At 57.1% G+C, this 18,153-nt stretch carries 12 protein-coding genes; 4 read left to right on the top strand and 8 right to left on the bottom strand.

Annotated features, from left to right (window positions below):
- Positions 1–102 precede the first annotated feature (102 nt).
- The 3 genes from PQU98_RS06435 to PQU98_RS06425 all read left to right on the top strand — a co-directional run bounded on the left by PQU98_RS06435 (position 103) and on the right by PQU98_RS06425 (position 2,467).
- Positions 103–570 carry a Dps family protein gene (locus PQU98_RS06435; protein WP_272744080.1) on the top strand — a complete coding sequence of 156 codons (468 nt, stop codon included), beginning with the start codon at positions 103–105 and terminating at the stop codon, positions 568–570.
- A 102-nt stretch (positions 571–672) separates the two neighbouring features.
- Positions 673–1,101, top strand: a complete 429-nt coding sequence (gene arfB / locus PQU98_RS06430) for an alternative ribosome rescue aminoacyl-tRNA hydrolase ArfB (RefSeq protein ID WP_272744079.1) — start codon at positions 673–675, stop codon at positions 1,099–1,101.
- A gap of 124 nt (positions 1,102–1,225) precedes the next feature.
- Positions 1,226–2,467 (top strand): endo-1,4-beta-xylanase, encoded by a 1,242-nt coding sequence (locus PQU98_RS06425; RefSeq protein ID WP_272744078.1) that lies wholly within the window; start codon positions 1,226–1,228, stop codon positions 2,465–2,467.
- 6 nt (positions 2,468–2,473) lie between these two features.
- On the opposite strand, the gene PQU98_RS06420 is transcribed toward PQU98_RS06425, so the two are convergent.
- The 8 genes from PQU98_RS06420 to carA form a co-directional block, all read right to left on the bottom strand.
- On the bottom strand, positions 2,474–3,967 hold the full coding sequence (locus tag PQU98_RS06420; protein WP_272744077.1) for an alkaline phosphatase family protein: 1,494 nt from the start codon (positions 3,965–3,967) through the stop codon (positions 2,474–2,476).
- A gap of 71 nt (positions 3,968–4,038) precedes the next feature.
- The gene (trxB, locus tag PQU98_RS06415; RefSeq protein ID WP_272744076.1) at positions 4,039–5,040 is read right to left on the bottom strand and encodes a thioredoxin-disulfide reductase; all 1,002 of its coding nucleotides are present in this window, start codon (positions 5,038–5,040) and stop codon (positions 4,039–4,041) included.
- Between the two features lie 90 nt (positions 5,041–5,130).
- Positions 5,131–6,162, bottom strand: coding sequence for a mitochondrial fission ELM1 family protein (locus PQU98_RS06410; RefSeq protein ID WP_272744075.1), 1,032 nt, complete (start codon positions 6,160–6,162; stop codon positions 5,131–5,133).
- Between the two features lie 119 nt (positions 6,163–6,281).
- The gene (gene greA / locus PQU98_RS06405; RefSeq protein WP_267527390.1) at positions 6,282–6,755 is read right to left on the bottom strand and encodes a transcription elongation factor GreA; all 474 of its coding nucleotides are present in this window, start codon (positions 6,753–6,755) and stop codon (positions 6,282–6,284) included.
- 232 nt (positions 6,756–6,987) lie between these two features.
- Positions 6,988–9,072, bottom strand: a complete 2,085-nt coding sequence (locus PQU98_RS06400; RefSeq protein ID WP_272744074.1) for a DUF6311 domain-containing protein — start codon at positions 9,070–9,072, stop codon at positions 6,988–6,990.
- A gap of 151 nt (positions 9,073–9,223) precedes the next feature.
- Entirely contained in the window at positions 9,224–11,347 is a 2,124-nt protein-coding gene (locus tag PQU98_RS06395) for a DUF6311 domain-containing protein (protein ID WP_272744073.1), read from the bottom strand.
- A 205-nt stretch (positions 11,348–11,552) separates the two neighbouring features.
- Positions 11,553–14,849, bottom strand: coding sequence for a carbamoyl-phosphate synthase large subunit (carB, locus tag PQU98_RS06390; RefSeq protein WP_272744072.1), 3,297 nt, complete (start codon positions 14,847–14,849; stop codon positions 11,553–11,555).
- A 307-nt stretch (positions 14,850–15,156) separates the two neighbouring features.
- Positions 15,157–16,335: a glutamine-hydrolyzing carbamoyl-phosphate synthase small subunit gene (gene carA, locus PQU98_RS06385; RefSeq protein WP_272744071.1), complete on the bottom strand. Its 1,179-nt coding sequence runs from the start codon at positions 16,333–16,335 to the stop codon at positions 15,157–15,159.
- Positions 16,336–16,539: 204 nt separating this feature from the next.
- On the opposite strand from carA, the gene PQU98_RS06380 reads away from it, so the two are divergent.
- Entirely contained in the window at positions 16,540–18,018 is a 1,479-nt protein-coding gene (locus PQU98_RS06380; protein WP_272744070.1) for a hypothetical protein, read from the top strand.
- Positions 18,019–18,153: the final 135 nt, after the last annotated feature.

Below are 18,153 nucleotides of genomic sequence, written 5' to 3'. Positions count from 1 at the left end.
ACAGTTTTTATGGCTCATTTCGGGTGATGCCGAAGGATTTAATTGCATATTTATGTGGGCATTATCATATATCCCATACCGGATTCATAAGGAGATAAAGCCATGCCCGCTTCCAAAGCGTCTGCTGTCGATCACGACAAAAAAGTAGCTCACGAACTGTCGAAGCTTCTGGCCGACAGCTATACGCTGTATCAGAAAACTCACGGCTACCACTGGAACGTGACGGGCCCGACCTTTTCGTCGCTGCATAGCCTGTTTATGGAGCAGTACACCGAAATGTGGAACGCGATTGACGATATTGCTGAACGCATCCGCGCGCTTGGCGAACTGGCCCCGCAGTCGGGTTCGGCGCTCGGTAACCTGACCTCGATCAAGGATGGCGATCCGACATTCTCATCCGAAGAGATGCTGAAAGACCTGAAATCGGGTCATGAGACGGTCATCGCGACTTTAAAAAGCGTGGTCGAACTGTCGGAAGAGGTCGGTGATGTGTCGTCGGCTGATCTGGCCACCCAACGCCTGACCGCCCACGAAAAGCACCTGTGGATGATCAAGGCGACACTGTCCTAAAGAATTCCCCCTGTAGCAGGGGGAGCTTCGCTTCGATTTATCGATGCGAAGAGGGGGTATTCTTCTCTTGAATCATAGCCCGGTTTGGATACAAACCGGGCTATGCTGTTCATTACCCCCCGCATTTCCATCGATGAAGCCGAACTGACGGAAAACTTTGTCCGCTCATCGGGCGCGGGCGGGCAGAACGTCAATAAGGTCTCGACCGCGGTTGAGCTGCGGTTTTCGATCTTTGAGAACCTGACCATTCCCTATGACGTCAAGATGCGGCTGATCAAGCTGGCCGGCCGACGAGTGACGCAGGAAGGGGTGCTGGTGCTGTTTGTCCAGACGCACCGCACTCAGGACATGAACCGCAAAGCCGCCCGTGAACGGTTCGTTGAACTGCTGCAAAAGGCTGCCGCGCCGCCCCCGCCCCCGCGTATCGCCACCAAACCAACCCGTGGTGCGGTCAAACGCCGACTGGTCGGTAAGGCGATCCGCGCGACGGTCAAGTCAGGGCGCAAAGCCCCATCGCTGGACGATGAGTAAGTCTGACAAAAATAGCTATTATATTACAATACCTTGGGTGTATTGACACCTTATCGACATCTGTCATTGTTACCGCTAACAGCGCCCGATCCAAAATAGAGGCGCTAACAACGGGAGAAACACAATGACACAGACAACGGCACATAATCGCCGTCGCTTCCTCATGGGTGCGACCGGTGCAGGCGCTATGCTGGCCACCGCGGCTTGTGGTGGTGGCGGCGGAGGAGGCGGTTCCTCTGGCGGCGGGGGCGGATCATCGTCCTCAAGCAGTTCGGCCTCTTCGAGTTCGTCTTCATCATCATCAAGTGCTGGCAACCTGCCCGATCCGGCCACCGCACCGGCGCTTAAGACCTTCTTCAATGCAAAGTTCAAGGTTGGCTTCACCGCCGATCCGACTTGGATAAATGATGCCCCAAGTCAGGCGATCCTGATCAAGCACGCGGGTTCGATCACGGCTGAGAACGTCATGAAGGCCCAGACGATGGGCACCAGTGCCGGGGTCTATAATTACGGCCCGGCCGATCAGGTGGTGACGTTCGCGCAGGCCAACAACATCGCCGTGCGCGGCCATGCCCTGCTGTGGCATCAGTCGACGCCGGCATGGTTCTTTGCCGGTGACCGCAGCGATATGACGGCGTTTCGGGCGCTGGTGCGGCAGCGACTTGAAACCTATATCACAGATGTCGTCACCCATTTTAAGGGTAAGGTCTATGCCTGGGATGTGGTCAATGAACCGACCAGTGATGATGCCGGATCAACCTATCGTAATTCGGAATGGTACCAGATTTTCGGCGACAGCTATCTCGATATCGCCTTTCGCGCCGCCCGCGCCGCCGATCCCGATGTCGAGCTGTTTATCAATGATTACAGTACCGAAGACCCCGGCAAACGTGCCCGTTATATGACGATTATCCAGACACTGCTTGATCGCGGCGTGCCGATTAATGGGGTGGGGCATCAGTTCCATATTTCGACGACCTATCCCAGCGCCGCACAGGTTCAGCAAGCCCTGATCGAGGTTGAGGCGAAAAACCTGATCAACCATGTCACCGAACTGGATGTGTCGTTCTACACTGATCCGGGCTCATGCTTTGCCAATCAGACGGGGTGCCAGACGGGACTGGTCGCCGGATCGGCGGCAGTGACCACAACCTTGCGCGCACAGGCCCTGCAATACCGGGCGCTGTATAATGTGTTTGCTGCCCGCGCCAGCGTGAAGTCAGTTACGACCTGGGGTGTGGCTGATAACCATAGCTGGCTTACCACTTTCCCGGTGACGCGCCTGAATCAACCGTTACTGTTTGATACGGCGGGTAATCCGAAATCAGCCTTCTGGGCAGTGGTCGATCCGGCGTTTGTGCCGTAAAAAATCCTATGGTGCAGGTATCTGCGCCGCGTGTCGCATGACGTGGAAAATCAGGTTCTGCTCGATCGTGCCTTGCAGCAGGTGCGCGAACGGGCCTGAGGCGCGCACCGCCACGTCTTCACCGGAATGGGCGGCGGACGGGGCGGGCAGCAGGGCCTGCTGATGGTAATCGGGATCCTCGGTGTTGACGGCGCTGATGTCGCCGCGCGGTTTGTTGATCTCGGCGCCGGGGCCGGTGGCATAGGTAAGCGTCGTGTAGGGCTTGCCATCGGCCGCCTTGATCACTTTCCCCTCGGAATCTTTTGCCAGCCCCAGAATCGGGTTGCCGCGCGCCGGATAGCCGCTCATGGTCAGGCCGTGGCTGTGGTCGGCGGTGACGATAATCAGGGTATCGCGGCTGTCGGTCATCTCCTGCGCTGTGCGTAACGCCTTATCGAGCGCGACGGTGTCATGCAGGGCGCGCCCGGCCTGACCGGCGTGATGGGCGTGATCGATGCGTCCGCCTTCGACCAGCAGCACAAAGCCTTTTGGATTGGATTTCAGGCGGGTGATGGCCAGCGCGGTCATCTCCGCCAGCGACGGCTCCCCGGCCTTGTCCCTGGCGCGATCGACTTCGTACTGCATATGATCGGGTTCAAACAGCCCCAGGATCGGGCCTTTGGCGGTGAGATCAAGGCCCTTAAACCCCTTGGCATCCCAGACATACTGACCCTTGGGATGGGCTTTTTGCCAGTCGGCAATCAGGTTGCGGCCATCCTTGCGGCGGCCTTTTTTATCGGCATATTCCGGATCGGCCACGGTTTGCGGCAGGAAATGACGCCGCCCGCCGCCCAGCACCACCTCAAGCCCGTCACCATGATTGAACTCTATCAACTGGCGGGCGATATCGACGCAGGCCTCGGCGCGCACGGCCTTGGATAATTCCACGTCGTCTTCCCAGTCCCGTTCCGGAGTGTGGGCATAGGCCGAGGCCGGGGTGGCATGGGTAATGCGGGTCGTGGTCACGACACCGGTCGCCAGCCCCGCATCTTCGGCCAGTTCGATCAGGGAAGCCACACGCGTGGTTTGGGCCGACGCGCAGTTGCCGACCTCAGCCTCATGGCTCAGGCCGATAATGCTGTTGCGGCTTTTGACACCGGACATGAGGGCCGTGGCGGTCGGAGCCGAATCGGCCACCTGCGAATCGTGGGAATAGGTTTTGACCAGCCCTGAAAACGGCAGGGCGTCCATCGTCATGACATAGGCTTCGCCGTCCTTGCCCGCCTCTTGTCCGGCCAGAATCCGGGCCGCGGTCGTGGTTGATACCCCCATGCCGTCGCCGACAAAGATGATGATGTTGCGGGCCTTAGACGTATTAGGCTGAACGGCCAGTTTCCGGCTCAGTTCCGTTTGCGCGGCACTATAATATGGGTTTGCCGCATCCGTTTGCGCAGACGCCTGCGTTGTCAGCACCATAAGCGCCGTCAGGCAAGCGGATGACCATATCTGTGAGGCACGCATGAAAAAGGCTCCTTGAAAACTCAGGAGCCTTTTAGGGGTAGCGTATGACAGTGCAGTGTCAGTTTACTATTTTAGTACGCTCCGATTTTGGCCGGGTTTTCGTGGTTCTGGCCCTTATGGTGGTCTTCTTCGGCCAGCAGCCGCACGGCCTCCAGCGCGGCCATGCAGCCCATACCCGCCGCGGTAACCGCCTGACGATAGACATCGTCGGTCACGTCACCGGCGGCAAATACGCCCTCGATTGCGGTCTTGGGCGTGCCCGGCTGGACGCGCAGATAGCCGCCGGAATTGGTTTCAAGCTGACCGGCAAACAGTTGCGAAGATGGGGCGTGGCCAATGGCGATGAACACCCCATCAAGCGGGATTTCGTACTTTTCGCCGGTTTCAACGTGTTTGAGGCGCACACCGGTGACCCCCGCCGCGCCAAATTCATTGGTGTCGCCTAGGATTTCATCGATGCCGACATTCCAGATCGGCTCAATCTTCGGGTCGGCCAGCAAACGCTCACTGAGGATTTTTTCCGAACGCAGCTCTTCGCGGCGGTGGATCAGGTAAACCTTTGAGGCAAACTTGGTCAGGAACAGCGCTTCTTCGACCGCGGTGTTGCCGCCGCCGACGACGGCCACGACCTTATTGCGATAGAAGAACCCGTCGCAGGTCGCACAGGCCGACACGCCAAAGCCCTGATAGGTTTTTTCTGAGTCCAGCCCCAGCCACTTGGCTTGGGCGCCTGTCGAGATGATGACGGTTTCGGCAAGGTAGGTAGCACCCGTTTCGGTTTCCAGAAGGAACGGGCGCTTACTCAGGTCAGCCTTGACGACGATGTCGTTGATGACTTCGGTGCCCATGTGCACGGCCTGAGCCTGCATCTGATCCATCAGCCACGGCCCCTGAATGACCTCTGAGAAGCCCGGATAGTTTTCGACATCGGTGGTGATGGTGAGCTGGCCACCGGCCTGTGGGCCTGTAAACACCACCGGATGCAGCAGGCCGCGCGCGGCATAGATGGCGGCGGTCCAGCCGGCGGGGCCGGAACCGATGATGGCGCAACGCAAGGGGCGGGGAAGGGACATGAGGCTAACTTCTGATCAGGCGTGAAATGGATTTGCGCAAACTTACGCGATGGGTCTTTAGATAGGTATCGGGGGTGCGATTGTCATCCGTTAAGATGGTGTCGCTCGTGATTTTAGTAGCGCGAGCACGGCTTCGGCGGCGCGGGCGGTTTCATTCAAGGGCGTATATGACCATGTGCGCAACTCACCATTAAAAGGACGCGCGGCGCCGTAGTCCTGCAAAGCGCGGTGGAACTCATCGAACTTGCGCGTTGATTTCAGTGCCGAGCGGCGATCCATGCTGAGGATGTGGACGGGTTTGCCGGTCGCGGCCGCTTCAACCGCCATATTGATCGAGTCTTCGGTGACTAAGATGTGGTCGCACTTGTGCAGGAAGGCGAAATAGGGGTTGTCGCCGCCGCCGGTGTAGATCAGGCCGGGCAGGTCTTTGAGGGCGCTCACCAATATATCGCGGGCGGCCTCAGGCGTGCGGCGTGAAATGGTCAGCAGCAATGTCCCCTTAGTGGCTACAACAGCCCGGCGGATATCGGCAGCCATCGTCTCGGCGCGGTCGCGGCTAAGGTCATGGGACTTGGATTTTCCACCGATCAGTACGGCCACGAATGGGCCGGAGAAGTCTTTGAAGCGTTCGGCCCACGGTGCGAATTCGGCGGCCAGTCGTTCTTTTGTGATGCGGTGAGGGGCGCCCAGAATCGACAGCACATTATCGCCGGTTACCTGATCATGCTGGGGGGCGACGACCAGATCGAAGGCGCTCAGATTTGCACGCGGGTCCTGAAGCTGCACCACCAGGGTCTTACCCTGTGAGGCGGCTTTCATACGCAGGCTGTGGGGCAGGGTGGCGCGGCCAGCGGCAATCCATATGTCAGGATAGGGCGGTCCGACCGGATCGGAATCGCGCTTAAGCATCTGATCGGGCCATAGCTTCAGGAACGTTGGCCAGCGATCAAACAGGCGGCGATAGCGGATATGGCGGGTGACGATCTGGGCGTGGGTTTTGCGCGCAATCGCCTGCGCCAGCCCCAGCACCTGATTTTCCATGCCCGCGCGCCCGTCCGACACCGCCCAGATGGTCAGCGGTCGCCCTTCGGGAATATGCAGGGTATCGTCAGAGGCCGTCATGTCTTCCATTTACTAAAAAAGCCAAAGACTTGCGACGGGCCGCCCCGAGCAAGTCTTTGACCTTTAATGTTACGCGAAAAATGTATTGAGGCGTAGCCTCAAACTTTTTTGCGATCAGCCTAGATCCATTCGACCTTAAGAATCTCATAGGCCTTGACGCCGCTGGGGGTCGGGACTTCGACGACATCGCCGACTTCCTTGCCCATCATGGCGCGCGATAGCGGCGAGGTCAGCGAAATCTTGCCCGATTTCACATCGGCTTCGTGTTCGCCCACCACCTGATAGCGGCCTTCTTCTTCGGTGTCTTCGTCAACGACGGTTACGGTCGCGCCGAATTTGATGTTCTCACCCGACAGCTTGGTCACATCGATGACCTGAGCGCGGCTGATCTTATCTTCGATCTCAGCGATTCGGCCTTCGATCCAGCCCTGACGCTCCTTAGCGGCATGGTATTCGGCGTTTTCCGACAGGTCGCCGTGCGAGCGCGCCTCAGAGATCGCCGCAATCACGGTTGGACGCTCAATAGACTTCAAACGCTTCAATTCTTCGTCGAGGGCGCGATAGCCTTCGCCCGTCATCGGCACTTTTTCCATGTGCGATTGATTTCTTAAATGCACCCAGAGGAATAAAAAAAAGATTTCACGTCCGGTCGAGGGTGCCTACGACCGAAGTGAAAAGATAGATACGGTTTATGCCGGTTGCAAGCGATCTTCGCGACTAAAAACTGTATAAAACGCAAAGGGGGATTTCATCCGGGGCGGCCTTATATCGTGTTTTGCCGCAAGGTTAAACCCCTTAAATTGCGAGGGCCTTAAGGCTATGATTTCAGGTGTTTTTGAGGGTGAAACTTGAAATCTTAAGCCGTAAATGTTCGGGTTTCAGATCTTTCTGTAGGGGCTTTTTTAAGTCTTCGGGGGGCGGGGTTACCACAAAGCGGATATTCAGCGTTTGAGATTGAGCCGCTACGGTTTGCGGAATAGTGACCGAATAGTCGGCATCCTTTTTCGGCATTTCGAATCGGCCGACCGGCACACCATTGGCATAGATATCGACCTGAGCCGCCTTCATGGCGCGGGCATTGATATCCAAAGTCATAGCGGTGAGGGAGGGGGCCGGCAGGGAGATGTTGACCTCAGCCTTTGGCCCTTCGGTCCACACGCCGACCCGCTCCGGCAGCCGCCAGCCCTGACCAAACAGGCACGCTGCCGGACTGTCCCAGGTTATGGGGTGGGGTTTATTGATCTCAAATGTCGGCACCTGCGGAATGGTCTTGAGCCGGGTTTCCAGCCCGGCGGGCGGAATGACCCAGATGCCGTCCAGTTCGCGCAGACGATGCTCCACCCCTTTGGGGGCAGGGCATTTGTTGAGCATGACGTAAAGGTGGTGCGGATTAAGCTGACCGTTCAGGTAACGCTTATATTCTTCATACTCCAATGCCGATTGTTTGAGGTTATCACGGGCGGCATACATAGTATTGACCGGCACCTTATGGGAGACGGCGTGCATGGTCACTTCGTAGAACAGGGGCTGGTTGCTATGGACCGAAGGGGCTTGAAACGACACCAGATCGCTGCCTTTGATCAGCTTATCCCACTCAGGGCTTTTGGCGATGGTGAAGACGGTCCGGTCAGAGGCGCGCGCCGTCAGGCCCTTGGTCTGGGTGGCAAAGCCTGACAAATCCATGAATTGCAAAACAACGGCCGCGGACAGGACGATGGTCATGGTCTTCGGGCGTGACCGGTACAGCGTCAGCAGCGCCAGAAACACCATAAGATAGGCGATTGGCCAAAACAGGCGGCCTGAGGCCCGCACGATGTTGAACAGGTCTTCAAGAAAATCCGGCAGGGGCAGTTTTAAGAGCAATATGTTATAAAACTGGATCTTGTGCGATATAGCCAGCACCAGCAGCGCGATCATTGGCCATTTGAGCGGTTTGGCCTTAATCAGTATCTCTTTGACGGTGCGTGACTCTTCGGATTTACGGTAGAGCCAGATGGCCGCCCCGATCAGGAACAAAAGCCCAAGGCCCAGATACTGAAAGCCTTCAAAGGCCTGTCCTTCGTCCTGCTGTACCGACAGGAACGGCAGCATGAAGGATTTGTTGGACGGGTTGAACGGTGCGTCCAGCCCCATCGAATAGAGGCCAAACCCGCCGCTTTTGGCGCTGGAGCCAGAAAACGCGCCGGAAATCGCAAGAGCTACAATGGGTGCCAGTAAGGTCACCGCCATTTTAAGGCCTGAAACCCCAAGCCCCTTCACGTCCTTGGTTTGCCACTGCGGGCCAAGGATGCGCAACCAGTCAGCACCCCATATCGCCAGAACCATGACCAGAATATAGGGATGGATAAACCCACACAGAGCCAGCAGCCCACTGTAGGCAATCCATTTGCGCTTTTCGCCATCAACCTCAAAAAAGATATAAATTGCGCCGAGAATGAGCCAGTGCGCCACCAGCGTATCGTGGCCGATACGCCCAAAAAGCGTCGGCAATAGGGTCAGCAGAACCGCGCCGGCCAGTGCTGACCACGGCCCCGGCGCATGGCGTGACACCAGCCTATAGGCAATAAAATAATGCAGGCAGATACATAGCAAAAACCACGGGCCTATATATTGGAAATAATCGGGCAGCAGGGGGGAAATCAGCTTGAACGGAAAGGCGAGAAACGGATTTGAGTCGGTGTAGATAACGCTCTGACCCGTGGGATAACCGAGCAGGTTCTGATGGTTAAAGCCGTCGGCGCCGTTACGATAGGCATGCCAGCCCAGAAAATGCTGCGCCCAGTCGCCGCGCATCAGCCAGCCGACATTGGTCGGATCAAGTATGTCCGGCGTAAAAAACAGCAGAAACAGCAGGATAGGGGCTGTGAATTTCAGAACCGTATGGTAGGGCGCAGACGAATTATCAGGCATGGTCTCAGACTTAAAAACAGCGAACGGATGCAGGCGTGCAAACGAAGTTCGCTGGATTTAGCCCAACAATGCTACGGTAATTTAAACCCGCCCCCAATGCCCGTCGACTATAGCCGGGCACACTGAGAATTCAAGGGATTGCGAACTGTTTTCAGCCCTTGGTTTCACTCAGGCGCAGGTCATAAAGCCGGATGCCGAGCTTGCGGGCGCTGGCAGACGCTTTGGGCGACGGCTTGAGCGAGGCCTCAATATCGGGCTCTAGGCGGATGTTCAGGGATTTGCCCTTAACCCAGCGGCGCGGAATGACAATTTCATGGTCGGTGATCTGGGTCGTAAGATCAAGGTGCGTCAGCAGGCGATCATTGACATAAACCTTTGTTTTATTGCCGCTCAGGAAGCTTAACAGGCTCATCGACAGGCTGATGTCATGGCGTGGTCGGTCGGCCAGCGGCAGGTTAAGCTCTGCCGGTTGACCGGCGCGGCTCCATACGCCTTTTGAGTCAGGCGACAGCCAGTTGTCCTCAAGGAAGCAGGCGCCCTGTGCGTTCCAGGTGAAGTTATAGTCTTCGCCGTATTCGATACCCGGTACCTGCGGATCGGCAGGCAGTTTATCCAGCATCTTCACCGGTGGCAGGATAAACACGCCGTCCAGTTCGCGCAGACGGGCCTGCGCGCCGGCCGGAGCCTGACACTTATTGAAAAAGACATAGAGGGTATTCGGATCGAGCTTACCCTCCACAAAATTGGTGTGAGCAATGCGCTCAAGCTGGGTCTGGCGCGGATGTGGACGGGCCGCGTACATGGTGTTTACCGGCACGGCGTGGGACACCGAGCGCCAGGTTAGCTCATAAAACAGGCGCTTATTGATGTGGGCATTGGCGGGCTGAAACGACACCAGATCAGAGTTGGTGATCAGGTCGTCCCACAGCTTTGACGGCACCTTCTGATAGACGGTTCGGTTGGCGGCCATCGCGGTTTCGGAGTGCACCGACTTGGCAAACGGGGCGATGTCGATGACCTGTATCACCAGAGCCAAGGGCAGGATAATTGCCACGGTCTTGAGGCGGGTGCGGTACACGGTCAGGATCGCCAGCAGCACCATAAAATAGGCCATCGGCCAGAACATCCGCCCAGACGCCCGCATGATGCCCAGTACGCCGTCGAGGGCCTTGGGCGTCTCATACTTAAAGATTTCAATGTCGTAGAACTGCACCTTGCTCGACAAAGCAATGATGAACAACACCGCAAATGGCCCGATCAGCCACACCGATTTTAACAGGGTGTCGCGAATAGTGCGCGCGCTTTCTGAGCGGTAAAACAACACAGTGGCGGCGACGATCAGGAACAAAAGCCCTGCGCCCATATACATGAAGCCTTCCATCGCCTGCCCTGAGTCCTGAGGCACCGAGACCAGACCGCCGAAGGTGAAATCCTTACGTGCCGGATTGAACAGGGCGTCAAGGCCCATAGAATAGAAGCCATAGCCGAAGCTGCCCGCACTTTGACCTGCGGCATAGGCGCCTGACAGGCCGAGCGTAATGATGGGCGCCAGCAAGGTGAGAATTGCCACCCCGACGGTGCGGGCGACCTGCACGAACTCACGCGTCATAAGTTGCGGCCAGACGCGGCGGAGTTGCTCACCGCCCCACAGGGCCAGCACCATGATCAGAATATAGGGGTGAATAAAGCCCGTCACCCCCAGCATGATCGCCCAATGAATGGCTTTGCGGCGCGGCTCATTGATCTCGAAATAGATGTAAAACGCCCACAGGATCAGGAATTGTGCCACCAGCGTATCGTGCATGATGCGGTTGAATAGGGTTGGCACCAGCGTCAGCAGAATGGCACCGGTAAGCGCCGCCCAAAATGACGGGGCGTGGCGCTCCAGCAGCTTATAGGCCAGATAAAAATGGGCGCAAATGCAGAACAGGAACCACGGCCCGATATACTGGAAATTGGCGGGCAGGAGCGGAGATATCAGCTTCAGCGGCAGGGCAAACAGCGGATTGGAGTCGGTATAGATGACGCTCAAACCCGTCGGGTGAGCCAGCAAATTCTGATGGTTGAAGCCATCAGCGCCATAACGAAAGGCGTGCCAACCCAGCACATGCTGGCCCCAGTCTTTCTGGAACAGCCAGCTTACATTGGTCGGGTCGAGCACGGCCGGATGAAAAAACCACAGGAAAATCAGGATGGGGGCGGCGACCAGTGCGATCTGTTTGGTCAGATCTTTTTTGTCGCCCAGCAGAGTATCCACACGTTCCAGCAGGTTCATGAAACCGAATATGTCCTTGGTTAAAAATAGCGCTCCGCCATACCAAAGCCGATCGCTGCCGTGAAATCACATTTTGCAAGTGCGAAATAAATGCCCTGCCGATCACGCGACCATACACGAAATCGTGAAGCCGGGGAAGACGGTGTAAAAAAACCTCCCGCGATACGCATCGCAGGAGGGTTTAATTTTTGAACGGCAATAAGGACTATGCGTATTCCTGAATGGATCGCACGTCGAGGTCCTCTTTGCGGCCGGACGCAATAGCCCGCGCAGCCGCCACAGCCCCGGAGGCCGTGGTGTAGTAGGGGATCTTCATCATCAGGGCCGTGCGGCGGATAGAGAACGAATCGGCCAGAGACTGCTTGCCTTCGGTGGTGTTGAACAGAAGCTGGATCTCACCGTTTTTCATAGCATCCAGAATGTTAGGACGGCCTTCGAGCACCTTTTTGATGCGCTCAACCGCAACGCCCTGTTCGGCCAGATAGTCGCAGGTGCCGCCGGTCGAGACGACCTTAAAGCCCTGTGCCAGCAGGGTTTTGACCGGTTCGATAATGGTGGGTTTGTCCTGATCCTTGACCGAAACGAACACGGTGCCCGATGTCGGCAGAACCGTGCCACCGCCCAGTTGCGACTTGGCAAAGGCGCGTGAGAACGCGTCGATCATCTCTTCGCCGTCACGCACCCAGTCAAGGCCCATGACTTCGCCGGTCGATCGCATCTCAGGGCCAAGCACCGTATCGACATTGGCAAAACGCGCAAACGGGAAGACGGCTTCTTTTACGGCCACATGGCGGTAATCGCGCGGCTTCAGACCAAAGCCCGACAGGGGCTTACCGGCCATGACCTTGGCGGCGATACCGGCCAGAGGCTGTCCCAGGGTCTTGGCGACGAACGGCACGGTCCGTGAGGCGCGCGGGTTGACCTCAAGCACGTAGATCTTTGGGTCGGTATAGGGGTTTTCGATCGCAAACTGCACGTTCATCAGGCCGCGCACCTTAAGCGCCCTGGCCAGTTCGATCGTCTGACGCTCAAGCTCTTTGACGGTTTCGGGCTTGAGTGAAAACGGCGGCAGCGAACACGCCGAGTCGCCGGAATGGACGCCGGCTTCTTCGATATGTTCCATGATGCCAGCCACAAACACCGTGTCGCCGTCGGCGAGCGCATCGGCATCGACCTCAATCGCTGCCGACAGATACTGATCGATCAGGACGGGCGAAGACCCCGAAACCTTAACAGCCTCAGTGACATAGCGCGTCAGTTGCTCATCGTCGCGGATGATTTCCATGGCGCGGCCACCCAGCACATAGGACGGGCGGATGACGATAGGGTAGCCGACTTCGTGGCAGGCCTTAAAGGCTTCTTCAGGGGAGCGGGCAATCGCGTTGATCGGCTGGCGCAGGCCGATCTCTTTCAGCAATTGCTGAAAGCGTTCGCGGTCTTCGGCCAGATCAATCGCATCGGGCGTGGTGCCAAGAATAGGGATGCCTTCGTCCTCAAGCGCCTGAGCCAGCTTAAGCGGGGTCTGGCCGCCGAATTGGACGACCACACCGGCCAGTTCGCCCTTGGACATTTCAACGCTGATCAGCTCCAGCACGTCTTCGGCGGTCAGCGGCTCGAAATAAAGGCGGTCGGAAGTATCATAATCGGTCGACACGGTTTCAGGGTTGCAATTGACCATGATGGCTTCAAGGTCGATGTCCTTGAACGCAAAGGCGGCATGGCAGCAGCAGTAGTCGAACTCGATGCCCTGTCCGATCCGGTTCGGCCCGCCGCCCAGAATAATGGCCTTCTTACGGTCGGACGGGGCGGCTTCGCATTCCGGCACCTGACCGAGCGCGCCGGTTTCATAGGTCGAATACATATAGGCGGTCGACGACGCAAATTCCGCCGCGCAAGTGTCGATGCGCTTAAAGACCGGACGCACGCCTAAGCCGCGGCGGGCATTGCGCACTTCGGCCTCGGTCTGTTGCGTCAGAGTCGCCAGACGGGCATCGGAGAAACCAAGGCCTTTAAGGAGGCGCATGGCATGGGCATCAGCGGGTAGGCCAAGCGCTGTGATCTTGGCTTCTTCAGCGACGATGGTTTCAATTTGGCGCAGGAACCACGGCTCATAGGCACAGGCGGCGTTGATGTCTTCGACGCTCAACCCATGACGGAAAGCCTGAGCAATCACGCGCAGACGATCAGGTGTCGGGCGACCCAGCTCACGCACCACGGCTTCACGCACGGCATGGGCGCTTTCCGCCGTTTTCACGCCGGGGATATCGACCTCATCAAAGCCGGACAAGCCAGTTTCCAGACCGCGCAGGGCCTTTTGTACCGACTCGGCAAAGGTGCGGCCAATGGCCATGACTTCACCGACCGACTTCATCGAGGTGCCGAGCAGGGGCTCAGAGCCCGGATATTTCTCAAAGGCAAAGCGCGGGATCTTGGTGACCACATAGTCGATCGACGGCTCAAACGAGGCCGGGGTGACCTTGGTGATGTCGTTGGACAGTTCATCCAGCGTATAGCCGACCGCCAGCTTGGCCGCGATTTTGGCAATTGGAAAGCCGGTCGCCTTGGAGGCCAGAGCGGAAGAGCGCGACACGCGCGGGTTCATCTCGATGACGATCATGCGGCCATCGGCAGGGTTGAGCGCGAACTGCACGTTCGAGCCGCCGGTTTCCACGCCGATTTCGCGCAGGACGGCGATCGAGGCCGAGCGCATGATCTGATATTCTTTGTCGGTCAGGGTCAGGGCCGGAGCGACGGTGATCGAATCACCGGTATGCACACCCATTGGATCGACGTTTTCAATGGAACAGACGATGATGCAGTTGTCGGCGCGGTCACGCACGACTTCCATCTCATATTCTTTCCAGCCGACGATGGATTCCTCGATCAGGACTTCGGTGGTGGGGGAAAGGTCAAGGCCGCGTTCGACGATTTCCTTAAACTCTTCCTGATTGTAGGCAATGCCGCCGCCGGTGCCGGCCAGCGTAAAGCTGGGGCGGATGACCGCGGGCAGGCCGCCGATGGCCTCTAAGCCCGCCACGGCCTCATCCCAGCTATGGGCGACCGCCGACTTGGCTGACTCTAGGCCGAGCTTGTCCATAGCGTCGCGGAACTTCTGGCGGTCTTCGGCCTTATCGATGACTTCGGCCTTGGCGCCGATCATTTCGACATTGTATTTGGTAAGGATGCCTGCGGCATCCAGCGCCAGCGCGCAGTTCAGCGCCGTTTGACCGCCCATAGTAGGTAACAGCGCATCGGGACGCTCTTTGGCTATGATTTTCTCAACAATATCAGGGGTGATCGGTTCGATATAGGTGGCGTCGGCGATATTGGGATCGGTCATGATCGTCGCCGGATTGGAGTTCACCAGAATGATCCGGTAGCCTTCTTCGCGCAATGCCTTACAGGCCTGAACGCCGGAATAGTCAAACTCACAGGCCTGACCAATGACGATCGGACCGGCGCCGATAATGAGGATGGATTTAATATCGGTACGTTTGGGCATAGGTCTTCTGATACTTTCGTGCGCAAATAGCGGATGAGCGAAAACGCAAATCCGGTTACGGGCGGGCGACCATTTCAGGTCATTTTTGATGTAGGCTAAGCGGGTGCTTTAGAGCCTTGGGGGCCGTAAAGCAACCCTTTATGTTTGGTTAATCTCACTTAGAACCTCCCCTGTTGCAGGGGAGGGGGGCGGCCGGTGCCGGGGACCGCGTCGATTTATCGGCGTGGTGGTGGGGTAATTACCCCCTCTTTCTTTTAAGCTGGGCTTAAAAGAAAGCTCCCCCTGCAACAGGGGGAGTTCTTAAGGGTCACGCCACAACCGCCTTCGCGTCTTTCATATATCCGGCGAAGCGTTCAAACAGATACAAAGAATCGACCGGGCCGGGGGAGGCTTCGGGGTGGTGCTGAACCGAAAACACCGGCTGGTTCGCCAGCGCAATGCCGCAGTTGGTGTTGTCAAACAACGACACGTGGGTCTCGACCACACCGGCAGGTAAGGACTCGCGATCGACCGCAAAACCGTGGTTCATCGACACGATTTCAACCTTATCGGTGGTGATGTCCTTGACCGGATGGTTGGCGCCGTGGTGGCCCTGATCCATCTTGACGGTCTTCGCACCCAGCGCCAGAGCCAGCATCTGGTGGCCCAGACAAATCCCAAACACCGGCTTGCCCGACTGCACAAGCTTCTGAATCTCAGGCACGGCATAGGCGCCGGTGGCCGCCGGATCGCCGGGGCCGTTCGACAGCAATACGCCATCGGGCTTAAGCGCCAGAATGTCTTCGGCCTTGGTCTCGGCAGGCACAATCTTGACCTTCGCGCCGATACCTATCAGCGCGCGCAGGATGTTTTGCTTAACACCATAGTCGATGACCACGACATTGTGCTCATGCCTGGTGCCGTCCTTGTAGCCCTCCGGCCACTGCCACAGGTCGGTGGTGTAGTCCGAAGACTGCGCCGAGGTGGCTTTGATGGCCAGATCAAGCCCGACCAGACCGGCCCACTCAGCGGCTTGTTTTTGCAGGGCGGCGATATCGAAATTACCGTTCGGATCGTGGGCGATGACGCCGTGGGGCATACCGTGTTCGCGGATACGCTTGGTCAGGGCACGGGTATCGATGCCCGACAGAGCGACCACGCCGCGTGATACCAGCCAGTCGTTGAAGCTCATGGTCGAGCGCCAGTTGGCCGGCGGGGTCGGGGCGTCACGAAAGATCGCGCCCTTAGCCGCGCGGGTCGGATCATTGCCCAGTTGCTCAACATCGTCCGGATTGACGCCGACATTGCCGACGTGCGGGAAGGTGAAGGCCACGATCTGATCCATGTAAGACGGATCGGTCAGAATTTCCTGATAGCCGGTCATGGCGGTGTTAAAGCACACTTCGCCCAGGGCGGAACCGGACGCACCGTGGCCTATGCCCTGATAGACGGTGCCATCGGCCAGAACCAGAACCCCCGTAACACCTTTTAATAATTCAGTGGTCATGGGCTTTGGCACTCCTTGGGTGGGCTCAGGTTAAACGGCGGCACACATAGGGGCCACAGGCTGCGGGGTCAATGAATTTTCAGCATTAAGGATGAATTAACAGATCACGATCGCTTGCGGAATGTGAGCGGGCGTGTTGCGGCTCAAAGTTGACAGATTGAAATGGCTGACGATAAGTCTGAGGTGAGTGTAAAGGGGGGGAAGATGTTAAAGCGCTTATTAGTCGTCTTGTGGGGAATATCAGCCGTCATATGTCAGGCCGCGACGGTATCACCGGATTGGGATGCCCCGCGCATTCGTGGTGCCCGCTCTGCGGAGGCGCCGACGATCGAATTCTCCTACCAAAAAGAAGTCCGATTTAAAGACGGAGCTGTGCAAACAGAAAGCGGCAAGGTCACGCTCGCTTCGGACTTCATTTATGTTGAAGCCGCAGATGCGCGCTACCTCGATGACTTTGCCCTGTGCCGTACAATGACCTGGAAAGCTACGGACACAGAATTTAACAACGATAGCTGTTTTGTCAGTCCGGCATTTCGTATTTTGGAGCTGAAAAATCGGCGTTATTTGCAGTCGCTGTTGAATATGGCCACCGGTGATAAAAAGTCGGCACAGGAAACCAAGCTTGCCAGCTATTGGCCAGAACAGGAACTGGCTGTGGTTGATAAGACATCGCTTCCCTTGGTGCAAAGTCAGGCGGGTGAGCAGATCGTCTGGTCCGTTGAGGACGAAGCCGTTGCACGGCTAAGTAATGCTGGCGAACCTTTTTCAGATGCTGAACGCAAGGCCATAGCGCGCTATTTCGCCCGCCATGTGGGGCTGCATCCGCAAATACTGAAGGCTGTTTTGGAGAACGGCCAAATTCCACATGGAATAGCTATAGAAAGTAATCACGCGAACCGACGGGCCACTGAGACTATCAGGTTTTCAAATGTGCGGCGTCTCACAGCGCAATACCCGCTGCCAGCCCATCTTAAACCCGCCATTGTCAGAATGTCTGAAGGCAATACCGTATATGCGTCAGGCTTAAAATCATCCCTGAAAGCCATTGCCGGAACTATGGAATCGCCAAAGCCCGGTTTCGATGAGGCCTTGACGCAGATGCAATCGGCAGCGGCATCGGATCAGATGGAACAGGCGTTGATGTGGTTCTTTCTGATCACCCAGCAATATACCGCCGAGTTGCAGCCCGATTCAGGTAGACTGGCTAAGATCAGAGCGCTGGGGCCGGTACTTACGAAAACGATTGAGGGGCCAAAGACCACTCAATTCTGGCAAGCGTCGAATCTGGCGGGATCAACGGAAGTGTCCGAGGGGCGAGAGGCGGCGGCTAAATATCTGGCCGGAGCTAAGCAATTTGATGGTTTGAGGTTTGGGACATTCCGCTATGTCACATTTGCCAATCTTGTCCGCACATCTAAGGGGACGGATAGGTGGGATAAAGCGATTTGGGGTTCCATGCCATCGCTCAAGGACTGTTACTGGATTCATATTGCGGCCTATCCCTTCGCCTCTAACGCCTTCAAGGACCTTGGTGATCACCATTACAGTAACTATGAAATGGACAGGGCATGGCAGGCTTGGGATTTAGGTCGTGTGGTAGATCCGGATTGGAGATCCGGCGCGATGGCCAGCGTCGGAGAATATGAGGCGCGACTTCGGGCGCAAGAGCCTAACTTTTTCTGAGGTTCTATATCTGGCTGAACGGTCTGACTGATTTCTGAAATCGACCGGATGGGCAGCACTGGCCGCGCCAAAATCAGACTCCTCAACTTAAGGAGTTTGTTACGATGACGTCAGAGGCCATTCATACCCTCAATA

Origin of the sequence: Asticcacaulis machinosus (assembly GCF_028550435.1) — a bacterium.
In the GTDB taxonomy this organism is placed as follows: Bacteria; Pseudomonadota; Alphaproteobacteria; order Caulobacterales; family Caulobacteraceae; genus Asticcacaulis; species Asticcacaulis machinosus.
The sequence above is the reverse complement of the archived record's forward strand: the minus strand, read 5'-3'. Positions and strand labels throughout refer to the sequence as shown.